This window comes from Gemmobacter caeruleus (genome assembly GCF_008271655.1).
GTDB lineage: Bacteria > Pseudomonadota > Alphaproteobacteria > Rhodobacterales > Rhodobacteraceae > Gemmobacter > Gemmobacter caeruleus.
In genome coordinates, this window is sequence record NZ_VKKX01000011.1 from 540,196 (window position 1) to 553,522 (window position 13,327).

At 68.4% G+C, this 13,327-nt stretch carries 15 protein-coding genes; 7 read left to right on the forward strand and 8 right to left on the reverse strand.

The features are described from left to right. From FOA17_RS05255 to FOA17_RS05275, 5 genes are all read left to right on the forward strand, one after another. The gene (locus tag FOA17_RS05255) at positions 1 to 1,128 is read left to right on the forward strand and encodes a CaiB/BaiF CoA transferase family protein (RefSeq protein ID WP_149140404.1); all 1,128 of its coding nucleotides are present in this window, start codon (positions 1 to 3) and stop codon (positions 1,126 to 1,128) included. 102 nt (positions 1,129 to 1,230) lie between these two features. Beyond that, positions 1,231 to 1,476, forward strand: coding sequence for a DUF4170 domain-containing protein (locus FOA17_RS05260; RefSeq protein ID WP_149140405.1), 246 nt, complete (start codon positions 1,231 to 1,233; stop codon positions 1,474 to 1,476). 25 nt (positions 1,477 to 1,501) lie between these two features. Continuing rightward, positions 1,502 to 2,689: a 3-deoxy-D-manno-octulosonic acid transferase gene (locus FOA17_RS05265; RefSeq protein ID WP_149140406.1), complete on the forward strand. Its 1,188-nt coding sequence runs from the start codon at positions 1,502 to 1,504 to the stop codon at positions 2,687 to 2,689. After that, positions 2,689 to 3,651 (forward strand): tetraacyldisaccharide 4'-kinase, encoded by a 963-nt coding sequence (lpxK, locus tag FOA17_RS05270; RefSeq protein ID WP_149140407.1) that lies wholly within the window; start codon positions 2,689 to 2,691, stop codon positions 3,649 to 3,651. Before FOA17_RS05265 ends, lpxK begins: the two co-directional genes overlap by 1 nt. Positions 3,652 to 3,692: 41 nt before the next feature. Then, on the forward strand, positions 3,693 to 4,055 hold the full coding sequence (locus tag FOA17_RS05275; protein WP_149140408.1) for a hypothetical protein: 363 nt from the start codon (positions 3,693 to 3,695) through the stop codon (positions 4,053 to 4,055). Positions 4,056 to 4,068: 13 nt separating this feature from the next. Here the strand turns inward: FOA17_RS05275 and FOA17_RS05280 are convergent, their stop codons facing one another. Then, positions 4,069 to 5,136, reverse strand: a complete 1,068-nt coding sequence (locus FOA17_RS05280; protein WP_149140409.1) for a Hint domain-containing protein — start codon at positions 5,134 to 5,136, stop codon at positions 4,069 to 4,071. A gap of 223 nt (positions 5,137 to 5,359) precedes the next feature. Here FOA17_RS05280 and dapE point away from each other — a divergent pair, with 223 nt between their 5' ends. Both dapE and FOA17_RS05290 read left to right on the forward strand, forming a co-directional pair. Further along, positions 5,360 to 6,517 carry a succinyl-diaminopimelate desuccinylase gene (gene dapE / locus FOA17_RS05285; protein WP_149140410.1) on the forward strand — a complete coding sequence of 386 codons (1,158 nt, stop codon included), beginning with the start codon at positions 5,360 to 5,362 and terminating at the stop codon, positions 6,515 to 6,517. Then, entirely contained in the window at positions 6,514 to 6,939 is a 426-nt protein-coding gene (locus tag FOA17_RS05290) for a GNAT family N-acetyltransferase (RefSeq protein WP_149140411.1), read from the forward strand. Before dapE ends, FOA17_RS05290 begins: the two co-directional genes overlap by 4 nt. A 24-nt stretch (positions 6,940 to 6,963) precedes the next feature. Here the strand turns inward: FOA17_RS05290 and FOA17_RS05295 are convergent, their stop codons facing one another. The 7 genes from FOA17_RS05295 to glyA form a co-directional block, all read right to left on the reverse strand. Continuing rightward, complete coding sequence (locus FOA17_RS05295; RefSeq protein ID WP_149140412.1) at positions 6,964 to 7,878, reverse strand: ornithine cyclodeaminase family protein; 915 nt, start codon at positions 7,876 to 7,878, stop codon at positions 6,964 to 6,966. Beyond that, entirely contained in the window at positions 7,875 to 8,498 is a 624-nt protein-coding gene (locus FOA17_RS05300) for an HAD family hydrolase (protein ID WP_149140413.1), read from the reverse strand. The genes FOA17_RS05295 and FOA17_RS05300 overlap by 4 nt, the downstream gene beginning before the upstream one ends. After that, a complete protein-coding gene (locus FOA17_RS05305) occupies positions 8,495 to 9,433 on the reverse strand; it encodes a DMT family transporter (protein ID WP_149140414.1) in 939 nt (312 codons plus the stop codon). The genes FOA17_RS05300 and FOA17_RS05305 overlap by 4 nt, the downstream gene beginning before the upstream one ends. 160 nt (positions 9,434 to 9,593) lie before the next feature. Beyond that, positions 9,594 to 10,049, reverse strand: a complete 456-nt coding sequence (locus tag FOA17_RS05310; protein WP_149140415.1) for a YaiI/YqxD family protein — start codon at positions 10,047 to 10,049, stop codon at positions 9,594 to 9,596. Further along, positions 10,042 to 10,872 carry an S-formylglutathione hydrolase gene (gene fghA, locus FOA17_RS05315; RefSeq protein ID WP_149140416.1) on the reverse strand — a complete coding sequence of 277 codons (831 nt, stop codon included), beginning with the start codon at positions 10,870 to 10,872 and terminating at the stop codon, positions 10,042 to 10,044. Before fghA ends, FOA17_RS05310 begins: the two co-directional genes overlap by 8 nt. A 9-nt stretch (positions 10,873 to 10,881) precedes the next feature. Beyond that, positions 10,882 to 11,808 (reverse strand): AEC family transporter, encoded by a 927-nt coding sequence (locus tag FOA17_RS05320; RefSeq protein WP_149140417.1) that lies wholly within the window; start codon positions 11,806 to 11,808, stop codon positions 10,882 to 10,884. A gap of 192 nt (positions 11,809 to 12,000) precedes the next feature. Next, complete coding sequence (gene glyA, locus FOA17_RS05325; protein WP_149140418.1) at positions 12,001 to 13,293, reverse strand: serine hydroxymethyltransferase; 1,293 nt, start codon at positions 13,291 to 13,293, stop codon at positions 12,001 to 12,003. Positions 13,294 to 13,327 lie beyond the last annotated feature (34 nt).

The window sequence follows — 13,327 nt, forward strand, 5'->3', positions numbered from 1 at the left end:
ATGTCGGCCCCGCTGCAAGGTATCCGCGTCATCGAGCTTGCCCGCATTCTGGCCGGGCCCTGGGCGGGGCAGACATTGGCCGATCTGGGCGCCGATGTGATCAAGGTCGAGGCCCCCGAAGGCGACGATACCCGCCGCTGGGGCCCCCCCTTCATCGACCGCGACGGCGACCGCGCGGCGGCCTATTTCCACGCCACCAATCGCGGCAAGCGCGGCATCACCTGCGATTTCCGCACGCCCGAGGGGCAGGAAACCGTGCGCCGGCTGGTGGCGGATGCCGATGTGGTGATCGAGAATTTCAAGGTGGGCGGCCTTGCGAAATACGGGCTGGATTATGAAAGCCTGCGCGCGGTCAATCCACGGCTGATCTACTGCTCCATCACCGGCTTTGGCCAGACCGGGCCTTATGCGCATCGCGCCGGCTATGACTTCATCATTCAGGGCATGGCCGGGTTGATGAGCGTGACGGGCGAGCCCGAGGGCCAGCCGCAAAAGGTGGGCGTGGCGGTGACGGATGTCTTCACCGGAATCTATGCCGCCACCGCCATTCTGGCGGCGCTGGTGCAGCGCGGCGTCACCGGCGCGGGCCAGCAGATCGACATGGCGCTGATGGATGTCGCGACCGCGATCATGGCGAACCAGTCGATGAACTATCTCACCACCGGCACCGCGCCGCGCAAGATGGGCAATGCCCATCCCAACCTCGCGCCCTATGCGGTGTTCGATTGCGCCGATGGCTGGATCATCCTCGCCACCGGCAATGACAGCCAGTATCGCAAGCTCTGCGCCCTGCTGGGCGAGGCGGCGCTGGCGGACGACCCGCGTTTTCTGACCAATGCCGACCGCATCGCGCATCGGACTGAGCTGACCGCGCTGTTGACCGCGGCGACGCTGCGCTTTGCCAAGGCCGATCTTCTGGCCGCCTGCGAAGGCGCAGGCGTGCCCGCCGGCCCGATCAACGATCTGGCCGAGGTCTTTGCCGATCCGCAGATCGTGGCGCGGGGGATGCAGATCGCCCCGGACGGCATTCCCGGCGTGCGCGCGCCCTTTACCTTTTCCGGGGCCGAGCTGGCGCTCGACCGGCCTGCGCCGAAGCTCGGCGAACATCAGGCTGAAATTCTGGGCTGAATCGGGGCGAGGGCGCGATTTCGGCCCCTTGCGGCGGGGTCGCGGCTTTTCCTTTCCGCGCAGTTCCGCTAGCGTCGCGCCAGCAAGAAACGGAGTTTTCCCATGGTGCAGCGCCTTCACCTCGTCTTTGGCGGCGAATTGGTCAGCCCGACGCAGAACGTGTTCAAGGATGTGGCGAAAATCCACATCGTCGGCATGTTCCCGAATTATCAAAGCGCCTTCAACGCCTGGAAGGCCGAGGCACAGCGCACCGTGGACGATGCGCATATGCGCTATTTCATCGCCCATATCCACCGCCTGCGCGACGAAGGGCAGGCGGGTTCCGCGACCGAGGAACTGGGCGCCTGAGCGCCGCTTGACCCGCGCCTGATCCATGTCGCCCATCGGCCTGTCGCTCTATCAGCTGGCGACCCGGCGCCGCGTCGCGGGGGCGGCCCTGGCCGGCTGGCCTGCGCGTCCGGCCGGGCGGCTGGTCTGGCTGCATGCGCCCGAGGCCGAACAGGCCGGATCGCTGGTCGAACTGGCCCGCCATCTGCGCGAGGAGGACGGCCATCCCGTGCTGTTGACCGCACCGGCAGCGCCGGATCTGCCCGAAGGCGTGATCTGGCAACCGCCGCCGGGTGATTTTCTTGACGAGGCGCGCGCCTTTCTCGATCACTGGCACCCTGACGCGATCCTGTTTTCGGGGGGCGAGCTGCGGCCGACGCTGGTGACTTTGGCCGCCGAGCGCCGCCTGCCCATGGGCATGGTCGAGGCGCGCAAGCCCGCATTGCCCGAGGGGCGTGAAGGCTGGTATCCGGGGCTGATCCGTGCGGCGCTGGCGCCCATGCAAGAGGTGCTGGCGCTGGACGAACCCTCGGTCCGGGCGCTGCGCAAGGCCGGCGCGCCCAATCTTGTCCTGAGCGGGCGGATGGAACAGCCCTCGGCCGTGCTGCCCGCCAGCGAGGCCGAGCGTGAATCGCTGGCCGAAGGCATGGCGGCGCGGCCGGTCTGGCTGGCTGTCAGCGTGCCGCAGGCCGAGGAAAACGCGGTGATCGAGGCGCATCGCGCCGCGCTGCGGCTGGCGCATCGGCTCTTGCTGATCCTGGTGCCGGAAGACCCCGCCCGCATCCCGCATCTGGTCACCCGGATGGAGAACGAAGAGGGCTGGCGCGTCGCGCAGCGCAGCCTGGACGAGGAACCCGAGACCGAGACCGAGGTCTTTGTCGCCGATGCCTCGGAGATGGGGTTGTGGTATCGTCTGGCGCCGATCGCCTTTCTGGGCGGGTCGCTCGCGGGCACCGGCTGTCTGCGCAACCCGATGGAGGCGGCGGCGCTTGGCGCCTCGCTGATCCATGGGCCGCGACCGGGGGCCTATGGCACCGTCTTTGGCCGGCTGGGGGCCGCGCGGGCCGCGCGTTCGGTCGCCTCGGGCGGCGATCTGTCCGAGGCCTTGGCCGAACTTCTGTCGCCCGACCGGGCGGCGCGGCTGGCGCAGGCGGCCTGGGGCGTGGCCTCGGAAGGGGTGGAGGTGACGCAGCGCGCCCACAGTCTGATCCGCCGCATGCTGGGGGAGGAATGATGCGCGCGCCCGATTTCTGGTATCAGCCCGACCCCACGCCCTTGGCCCGCCTGCTGGCGCCGCTGGGGGCGCTTTATGCCGCTGCCACGGCGCGGCGGGTGGCCCGGCCGGGCTATCGCGCGCAGGTGCCGGTGATCTGCATCGGCAATCTGAATGTGGGCGGCACCGGCAAGACGCCGACCGCCATCGCGCTGATCGAAAGGCTGCCGGGGGTGCATGTCGTCAGCCGGGGCCATGGCGGCACGCTGGCAGGCCCGGTGCGGGTGCTGCCGCGCCATCTGGCCGCCGAGGTGGGGGACGAGCCGCTGTTGCTGGCGGCCTTCGCACCCACTTGGGTCGCGCGCGACCGCGCCGCCGGGGTGCGCGCGGCCGAGGCCGCGGGGGCGAAGGTCATCCTGCTGGATGACGGATTCCAGAATCCTGCCGTGGTCAAGGATCTGTCCATCGTCGTGGTCGATGCGGCGCGCGGCTTTGGCAATGGCCTGTGCCTGCCCGCCGGCCCCCTGCGGGAGCCGGTGGCGGCGGGGCTGGCTCGGGCCGACCTGCTGCTGTCGATCGGCGCCCCTGCGGCGCAAGCGGCATTCGATGCGCAGTGGCCCGTGTCGCTGCCCCGCCTGCGCGGCCGGCTGGAGCCGCTGCCCACCGGCATGGGCTGGCAGGGCGAAAGGGTGCTGGCCTTTGCCGGCATCGGGCATCCCGAGAAATTCTTTGCCACGCTGCGCGAGCTGGGCGCCGAACTGGTGCGCGCCGAGGCGCTGGACGATCACCAGCCGCTGTCGCCGGCCTTGCTGGCCCGGCTGGAGGCCGAGGCCCTGGCGCTTGGCGCCCAGCTGGTGACCACCGAAAAGGATGCGGTGCGCCTGCCGGCGGCCTTTCGCCCCCGCGTGCTGACCCTGCCGGTGCGGCTGCGCCTGACCGAACGGGCGCCCCTGGATGCCGCACTGGCGGGGCTTGGCTTCTGACCCGCGCTTGGGCATTAAAGGGGCAGACAGCGGAGGCGCGCATGGCGACGGACGAAACCCATCCCGAAAACACGGCCGAACCGGGCAAGACCCGGCGCCGCCAGCAGGTCTATACGCTGGTGGTCGAGGTTGGGCGCAAGGCCGGCGACGGCCTGCCCGACAAGGCGACGGGCGCCGCGCTGATGATCTATGCCAGCGGCGTGGACGAGGCCGAGGCCGTGCGCGAGACCGTGGCCATCCTGAAACAGGCCGATCTCGCGCCGCTGGACGTGTCGGGCTATGGCGCGCTGGAGGAGCGCGAGGCGGCCGGGGACGAGATCGAGGCCGAGGAACGCGCCCTGATGCAGCGCGCCCTGGACGAAAACTCGGTCATCGTGGCGCAGATGACGCCGTTCTTCGACTGACCGCGCGGCGGCGTCAGTCCAGCCTTGTCGCGCCGGCGCGGCCCAGCAACCGCAACAGCGGCACCGCCTCATAGCTTTGCAGCACCGGGCGCGGGGCAGGGCGGGGCCGGTCTTGCCGGTGATCGGCGGCCAGAAAGGCGATGCCATCCCCCGCGATCAGATCGGCCTCGCCGGTATCAAGCGAGACGGTCCGCGTGATGGGGCGGCGCGAATCGAACAGTGCCGCGCGGCCATCGGTCATGTGGCGCGCCTCGGCCAGCACCTCGTCCCGGTCGAACAGATATTCCACCGCGCCGCCGGTCAGCAGGATCTTCTGATCGGGGCTGACCAGCAGGTCGCGCTGCGGGCTGTAATAGGGCGCGCGCAGCAGCACCGGCGTATGCCAGCCCCGGCTGGGCAGGTCGAGTTGCCGGACCGAGCGCAGCGCCCGTGCCCGCCCGTCAGCCGTCAGCACCATGTCGCCGCGCTGCAACTGCCCGGCGGGGCGCAGCCCGGTGGGTGTGGCGACGGGCATCCGCTGGCCGATCCAGGGCGCCGAATGCGGCAGGGCCGCGCCGCGTGTCGCACCGAACCACAGCAGGGCAGGGCTGCGCAGCGCCTGATCCGGGCGACGGCAGAGCAGATCCAGATCGTCGAGCGACAGCGCCAGATCGCCCTCTCCCGAGGCGGTCAGGGGCGGCAGTTCTTGCCCGGGCCGTTCATAGCGCAGCGCCCAGCGATTCATCGGGCGGTTCCAGCCCAGCGTCAGGCGCCCCACCTCGCCGGCCAGGGGCAACGGGCCGGGCAGGCTGGCGCGCGACAATACCCGCTCGCGCCGCAGCAGCGCCTCCAGCCCCGCCGTCGGGTCAAGGAATAGCGAGAAGACCCGGTCCCCCTGCCGCAGATCCAGCACCACGCCCGGCGCGAAGGGGGCGGCCACCTCGCAGATCAGCGCGCCACGGGACAGCGGTTCGGTGCCGGCGCCATGTTGCGGCACGGCATCGCGCACCGGCTGCGCCTGATCCGACAGCGCCAGCCAGTCATGCGGCTGCGGCCCCGGGTCGGGGCTGCGGGCGTGATGGATGCCGGGGCTGATTTCCACCCGTATTCCTCGTCCTGCGCGGCATGAACTCACCCAACAGTTGTAACATCACTCGTTCTGTCAGCGTAGCCTTTCTTTTGGATCGTCGCCACCGGCAAAGCGCAGCCCGGTGCCAGCGGCGACACGGGCAGCCTCGGCGCTTGCGGCCCCGGGCGGCAGCGCATATCCCTGTGACGCAACCCGGGATGACCCGGCCCACCCCGCCTGCCCGGAAGGAGACGCGATGACCCCGACCCCCGCCCCCCTGGATCCGGTGCGCCTGACGGCCGATCTGATCCGCTGCGCTTCGGTCACCCCGGCCGAAGGCGGCGCGCTGCAATTGCTGGAGCGCGTGTTGACGGAGGCGGGCTTTGCCTGCACGCGGGTCGATCGCGGCGGGATCGCCAATCTCTTTGCCCGCTGGGGCGCCAAGGGTGCCAATCGCAGTCTCGGCTTCAACGGCCATACCGATGTGGTGCCGGTGGGCGATGCGGCGGCCTGGACGCACGACCCCTTTGGCGGCGAGATCCTGGAGGGCGTGCTGTGGGGGCGCGGCGCAACCGACATGAAATCGGGCGTCGCGGCCTTTGTCGCGGCGGCGGTGGATTTCGTGCGCCAGACCCCGCCCGAAGGCGCGGTGATCCTGGCCATCACCGGCGATGAGGAGGGGGATGCCGAACATGGCACCGTCGCGCTGCTGGACTGGATGGCGACCGAAGGCGAGCGGATGACGCATTGCCTGGTGGGGGAGCCGACCTGCCCGAACGAGATGGGCGAGATGATGAAGATCGGCCGGCGCGGGTCGATGACCTGCTGGTTCACCGCCGAGGGCGTGCAGGGCCACAGCGCCTATCCGCATCGCGCGCGCAACCCGATGTCGGCACTGGTGCGGCTGCTCACGCGGCTGGAGGCGCAGCCGCTGGACACGGGCACGGCGCATTTCGATGCCTCGACACTGGCCATCACCACGATCGACTGCGGCAATCCGGCGACCAATGTGATCCCGGCACGCGGCAGCGCCACGGTGAACATCCGCTTCAACGATGCCCATTCCGGGGCCAGCCTGACCGACTGGCTGCGCGACCATGCGCAGGCGGTGGAGGCCGAAACCGGCGTCAGGATCGGCATGCGGGTGCAGATCTCGGGCGAAAGCTTTGTGACCCCGCCGGGGGAATGGTCCGACATGGTGGCGCGCGCGGTGCAGGCCGAGACGGGCCGCGTGCCCGAGCTTTCGACCTCGGGCGGCACCTCGGACGCGCGCTTTGTGCAGCATCATTGCCCGGTCGTCGAATTCGGGCTGGTGGGCAAGACCATGCACCAGGTCGATGAGCGGGTGGAGGTGGCGCAGATCGTGCAGTTGAAGGCGATCTATGGCCGCATCCTGCGGGACTATTTCGCATGAGCTGGGAAATCGCGGAAACGGCGGAGATCGACACTTGCCTCGCGCTGCGCCGCGCGGTGTTCATCGACGAGCAGGGCATCGCCGAGGCGGACGAGATTGACGATCTTGACGGGCAGGCGGTGCATCTGCTGGCCAGGATCGCGGGGCGCCCGGTCGGCACTGCGCGGCTGTTGCGCAAGGGGGACAGCGGCAAGATCGGCCGGGTCTGCGTGCTGCCCGAGGCGCGGGGCACCGGCCTGGGGGCGGCGCTGATCCGCGCGGGGATCGCGCATTTCGCGGGCGATCCCGCGCTGGTCGCGGTGCGGCTGAGCGCGCAGGATCATGCGATCGGCTTTTATGAAAAGCTGGGTTTCGCCGCCTATGGCCCGGCCTATGACGATGCGGGCATCCCGCATCGCGACATGCTGCGCCCGTTGCGCTGACCTCTGCCCGCGCAGGCGGCGCGATCAGCCGGCCTGCGCCGTGCGCAGGATATAGGCGGCGGTCATCAGATCGAGATGCGCGCCGCCGCCATTCTTGGCGATGGTGATTTCCTCGGCGCTGCGGCGGCGGTAATGGCCGGCGGGCAGGTCGTAGAAATCGGCCTGGATATCGGCTTCGGAGATCACGCCGCGCGCGATCGGATCTTTCAATTCGCCGATGTGATGCAGGGTGGTGGCGCGGCTGTCCACGAACAGGGTGGCGCGGGTCAGGGCGGTGTCGTCCACCTCGCGCATGTCGGGGCGATAGGCGCCGATCAGGTCGAGATGCTGGCCCGGGCGCAGCCATTCGCCGCGGATCAGCGGTTCGGTGGACATGGTGCAGGTGCAGATGATCTCGGCCGCGGCGACCGCCTCGGCCAGATCGGGGGCGACGGCGACGCCCAGATCGCGCGCCATCGCCTCGGCTGCCGGGGCGGAGCGGTTCCAGACGGTGAACCGGGCGCCGGGAAAGGCCGCGCCATAGGCCGCCACCATGGAGCGCGCCACCGCCCCCGCGCCGACCAGCAGGATCTGCCGGGCCTCGGGCCGGGCCAGATGCCGCGCCGACAGCAGGCTGTCACCCGCCGTCTTCCATTTCGTCACGAGGTGGAAATCGACCACCGCATCCAGCATGCCGGTCCGGTCGGCATAGAGCGTGACCGCGCCGTTGATCGTGGGCAGGCCCTGCGCCGCATTGCGCGGAAAGACGGTGGCGCATTTCACCAGACTGCCCAGCCCGTCGATGATCGCCGCACGGGTCAGCATGGTATCAGAGCCGCGATACAGGAAACTGTCGGCGATTTCCGCGCGGGGCAGGGCGTGGCCGGCCTCGAAGGCGGCGCATAGCGCCAGCCAGTCCAGCCGGGGTTCGACCTCGGGTCCGATCATCCGCATCGTCACAGCCCGGCCTCCGTCTCGGTCAGCAATCCCTCGGCCACCAGCCGGCGCGCCCAGCCCTGCCAGCCGTCAAAGCGGTGGCAGGCCCAGCCGCGCGCCTCGGCGGCGGCGATATTGTCGGGGCGGTCATCGACAAAGAGCAACCGCCCGGGCGCGATGCCGCAATCGGCCTCGACCATTTCAAAGATGCGCGGCGCGGGTTTCGTGACCCCCATATGGCCCGAGACGAAGGCGCGGTCGAATTCGGTCAGGAAATCGTATTGCGTTTGCGCATAGGCAAAGGAATCAATGCCGAAATTCGTCAGCGCAAAGACCGGCACCCCCTTGAGCCGCAGCGCCCGCAACAGCGCGACCGAGCCGTCGATCCGGGGCGAGGCCATCTCGATCCAGTGGTCGTGCCACATGCGGATCTCGTCGCGCCAGTCGGGGTGGCAATCGGCCCATTCATAGATCGTCTCGCGAAACGGGCCGCCCGCGTCGATGATATCGTTCATGCGGTGCAGATCGACCTCGGCAAACAGCGCCTCGCGGTCGGCGCGGCCGATCTGCCAGTCGTAAAAGCGTTCCGGGTTCCATTCGATCAGCACATTGCCGATGTCGAAGATCACCGCCTCGGTCGTCATCGCTGTCTCCTCAAGACGCCTTCGCGCCCCAGAACGTATAGCCCGGCGCCGCAGATCAGCGCCATACCGGCCCAAGCCGTTGCATCGGGCACCTGCCCAAAGATCACCAGCCCCCAGAAAATCGCAAGGGGCATCGCGGCATATTCAAAGGGCGCGATGGTGGCGGCCTCGCTCAGCCGGTAGGCCTGGCTCACGCAGAGCCCACCGATGCCGACCGCCAGCCCGGTCGCCAGAAAGGCGGGCCAGTCGGCGGGCGGCGGCCAGATCCAGCCGCGAAACAGAAAGGCAAGCGACGGGTTCGCCGATCCGGCCAGATGCCCGTCCCCCACCGTCAGCCCCATCGTGGTGCTGACCAGGATGAACCCCATCTGCACATAGAAATTCAACGTCGCAGCACTTTCGCTGTCGCGCATCCGGCGGGTCATCATATGGGTCGCGGCATAGGTGAAGGCCGACAGGAACACCAGAACCGCCGCCGGATGCAGCACCCCGCTGCCCGGCCGCATCATCACCAACACCCCCAGCAGCCCGACAATCACCGCCGTCCAGCGCCGCGGCCCGACCTTTTCCCCCAGCACCAGCACCGAAAGCAGCGTCACCACCAGCGGGCTGACAAAGGCGATGGCCACCGCATCGGCCAGCGGCAGCGCCGCCAACCCGAGGAAATAGGTGATGTTCGACAGCATCACCAGCGACACCCGGATCAGATGCGCCCCCGGCCGCCGCGTGCGCAACTGGTGAAATCCGCCGGTCAAGCGCATGACCAGAAGCAGCACCAGAAGCGAGATCCCCGACCGCGTCAGGATCACCTGGTGCAGCGCATAAGATCCCGACAGCGCCTTGATCGCCACATCATTGACCGACAGGATGGCCGCGCCCGCCACGGCAAACAGGATGCCATTCAGGCTGGAAGGGGCGGGCGAAAGGCTGGTCATGCCGCAGCATCCCGCCGGCCCGGCCCCGGATCTGTCCCGCCCGCGACATAAGATGCCGCTGCCCCTTCATCTGTTCCCAAATATCCTGCGGGGAGGTCCGGAGGGGTGCAAAACCCCTCCGGGGTCAAGAGCCCGCGCAGAGGCCCGCGCAGAGGCCCGCCTAGCGCCGCGCCGCCCGCAACAGCCGGTCCAGCGTATCCAGAAACCGCGATCGGTCGGCCCTGGAAAACGGCCGCCCGCCGCCCTGGCGGAACGGATCGGCGCTGCGCAGATCGGCCATCAGGTCGCGCGTGGCCAGGGCCATGCCGATATTCGCGGCAGTCAGCGCCTCGCCATTGGGTTTCAGCACGGCGGCCCCCGCCGCCACGCATTTCGCCGCCAGCGGAATGTCCGATGTCACCACCACATCGCCCGGCCCGGCCTGGGCCGCGATCCATTTGTCGGCCTCGTCCGGCCCGTCGGGCACGAAGACGCTTTCGACCAGCGGATTGGCCGAGGGCCGGATCCCGCCATTCGACACCAGCACCATGCGGATACGGTGGCGCGTGGCCACCGTCTCGGCCTCGGATTTCACCGGGCAGGCATCGGCGTCGATGAACAGCCGCGGCTCAGTCATAAAGCGCCGCGGCATGGAAGGCGATGTGATCCTCGATGAAGGTCGAGACGAAGAAATAGCTGTGATCATAGCCCTTCTGCATCCGCAGGATGCCGCCCTGCCGCCGCGCCGCCATTGCTTCGGCCAGGGCCTCGGGCTTCAGCAGGTCAAGGAACTGGTCGCTCGCGCCCTGGTCGATCAGGATCGGCCCGTCAAAACCGCGTTTGCGCATCAAAAGCGTCGCGTCATGCGGCGCCCATTTGCTTTCATCCGGGCCCAGATAGGCGGTGAACTGCTTGCGCCCCCAATCGCTTGCCGTCGGGTTGGCGATCGGCGCAAAGGCCGAAACCGACCGGAACCGCCCCGGAAAGCCCATGGCGATGGTCAGCGCGCCATGGCCACCCATGGAATGCCCCATGATCGACTGCCGCTCCTCCGCCACAGGAAAGGCCGAGAACAGGATATTGGGCAATTCCTCGGTCACATAATCCCACATGCGGAAATGCGGCGCCCAGGGCGCCTCGGTCGCGTTTACATAGAAACCCGCGCCCTGACCCAGATCATAGGCCTCGTCATTGGCGACGCCCGGCCCGCGCGGCGAGGTGTCGGGAAACACCATGGCCAGCCCCGCCTCGGCCGCCCATTTCTGCGCGCCGGCCTTCACCATCGCATTCTCATGCGTGCAGGTCAGGCCCGACAGATACCACACCACCGGCACCGGCCCGCTTTCGGCCTGTTCGGGCAGGAACAGGCCGAAGGTCATGTCGCAGTCGCACAGCGCGGATGAATGGGTATAGACGCCCTGCACGCCGCCAAAGGCGCGGTTCTCGCTGATGGTTTTCATCGGTCCTCCTCAGCCTGTGATCCAGGCGATGATCGTCGTCACGGTCAGGATGCTGGCCGCGGTGGAAATCAGGATGGCGGTCGAAACGCGCTGCGGCGCCACGCCATAATGCTGGGCCAGAATATAGACATTTCCCGCCACCGGAAGGCTGGCCGCGGCCACCATGACGCCGGCGGCGACCGGCTCCACGGGAAAGATCAGGAAGGCCGCGATGGCCACCAGCGCCGGATGCAGCACCAGCTTGGCGACCGAGAGCCAGATCGCATCGGGCAGCCGCGTCAGCCCGCGCCCGGCCAGCGAGGCGCCGATGGCAAACAGCGCACCGGGCGTGGCCGCCCCGCCCAGGATCGCCAGAAAATCGTTCACCGGCCCGGGCAGCGGCAGATGCAGTCCCGACCAGACCAGCCCCGCCACGATCGACACCACCATCGGGTTCCGCAGCCAGCCAAGCGCCAGCGCCTTCAGCGTGCCCAGCCCAAGCGCGCCGCCCCGCGCCCCGGTGATGATCAGCGTGATGAGCGAGGAAAACACCACCATGTCCACCGTCAGCACCATCAGGACCGGCCCCGCCGCCGCCGGCCCCAGCAGCACGACCAGCATCGGCACGCCCAGAAAGCCGGTATTGCCCGATTGCGCGCATTGCGCCTCCATCGCCGCTTCCTCCAGCCCGCGCCCGCGCAGCCGCGACAGGATCATGACCAGCGCATAAAGCAGCGCCGAGGCCGACAGATAGGCCAGCACGAAGGGCAGATCGAAGATCTCCGACAGGCTGAGCGTGGCGGCAAAGCGGAACAGCATCGCCGACAACGCGAAATAGAAGACGAATTTCGTCAGCCAGGCCACGCCTTCGGGCGGAAAGAAATTGCGCCGCCCGGCCAGGTAGCCGACCGCGATCAGGGCAAAGAAGGGCAGGGTCTTGAGGAGGATGGGAAGCATCGAAACGGCGCGCCTTTGCCCGCAGGCTTTCACGGGCGCCAGGGGGATGCAAGGCGGAATCGCGCCGCGGCGCCCCTTGCTTCATCTGTTCAAAAATATCCTGCGGGGAGGTCCGGAGGGGTGCAAAACCCCTCCGGCGGTCGATCAAGGGGGGCGCGGCGGATTTGGCGCGCCCCCGATCCTGGTGTCAGATCACAGCGTCGGATAGAGCGGGAACTTCTCGCACAGCGCCTCGACCTTGGCGCGCACGGCGGCCTCGACGGCGCCATTGCCGTCTTCGCCATTGGCGGCCAGCCCGTCCACCACCTCGACGATCCAGTCGGCGATCTGGCGGAACTCGGTCTCACCGAAGCCGCGGGTGGTGCCGGCCGGGGTGCCCAGGCGCACGCCCGAGGTCACGGTCGGCTTTTCCGGGTCGAAGGGGATGCCGTTCTTGTTGCAGGTGATATTGGCCCGGCCAAGCGCCTTTTCGGTCGCATTGCCCTTCACGCCTTTCGGGCGCAGGTCCACCAGCATGACATGGGTGTCGGTGCCGCCGGTGACGATATCCAGCCCGCCCTTCATCAGCTGATCGGCCAGCGCCTGCGCATTGGTCACGACCTGCGCGGCATAGGCCTTGAATTCCGGCCGCAGCGCCTCGCCAAAGGCCACGGCCTTGGCGGCGATGACATGCATCAGCGGGCCGCCCTGGATGCCGGGGAAGATGGCCGAATTGACCTTCTTGGCGATCTCCTCGTTATTGGTGAGGATCATGCCGCCGCGCGGGCCGCGCAGGGTCTTGTGGGTGGTGGTGGTCGCCACATCGGCATAGGGGAAGGGCGAGGGATGCTGCCCGCCGGCCACGAGGCCCGCGAAATGCGCCATGTCCACCATCAGATAGGCGCCGACCTTGTCGGCAATGGCGCGGAATTTCGCAAAGTCGATCTGGCGCGGAATGGCCGAGCCGCCGGCGATGATCAGCTTGGGCTGGTGTTCGACGGCCAGGGCCTCGACCTCGTCATAGTCGATGCGGCTATCCTGTTTGCGCACGCCATATTGCACGGCGTTGAACCATTTGCCCGACTGGTTCGGGGCGGCGCCATGGGTCAGGTGACCGCCCGAGGCAAGGTTCATGCCCAGAATGGTGTCGCCGGGCTTCAGCAGCGCGTTGAACACGCCCTGGTTGGCCTGGCTGCCCGAATTGGGCTGCACATTGGCAAAGCCGCAATCGAACATCTTGCAGGCGCGTTCGATGGCCAGATTCTCGGCCACATCGACGAACTGGCAGCCGCCGTAATAGCGCTTGCCGGGATAACCTTCGGCATATTTGTTGGTCATCACCGAACCCTGCGCTTCCATCACGGCGCGGGAGACGATGTTTTCCGACGCGATCAGCTCGATCTCGTGGCGCTGACGGCCAAGCTCATCGGTGATCGAGCCGAACAGCTCCGGGTCGCGGGAAGCAAGGCTTTCGGTGAAGAAACCGGGGTCGCGGCTGGCGCTCATGGGGGCGTCTCCTGTTGTGCTGGGCCGTTTGCGC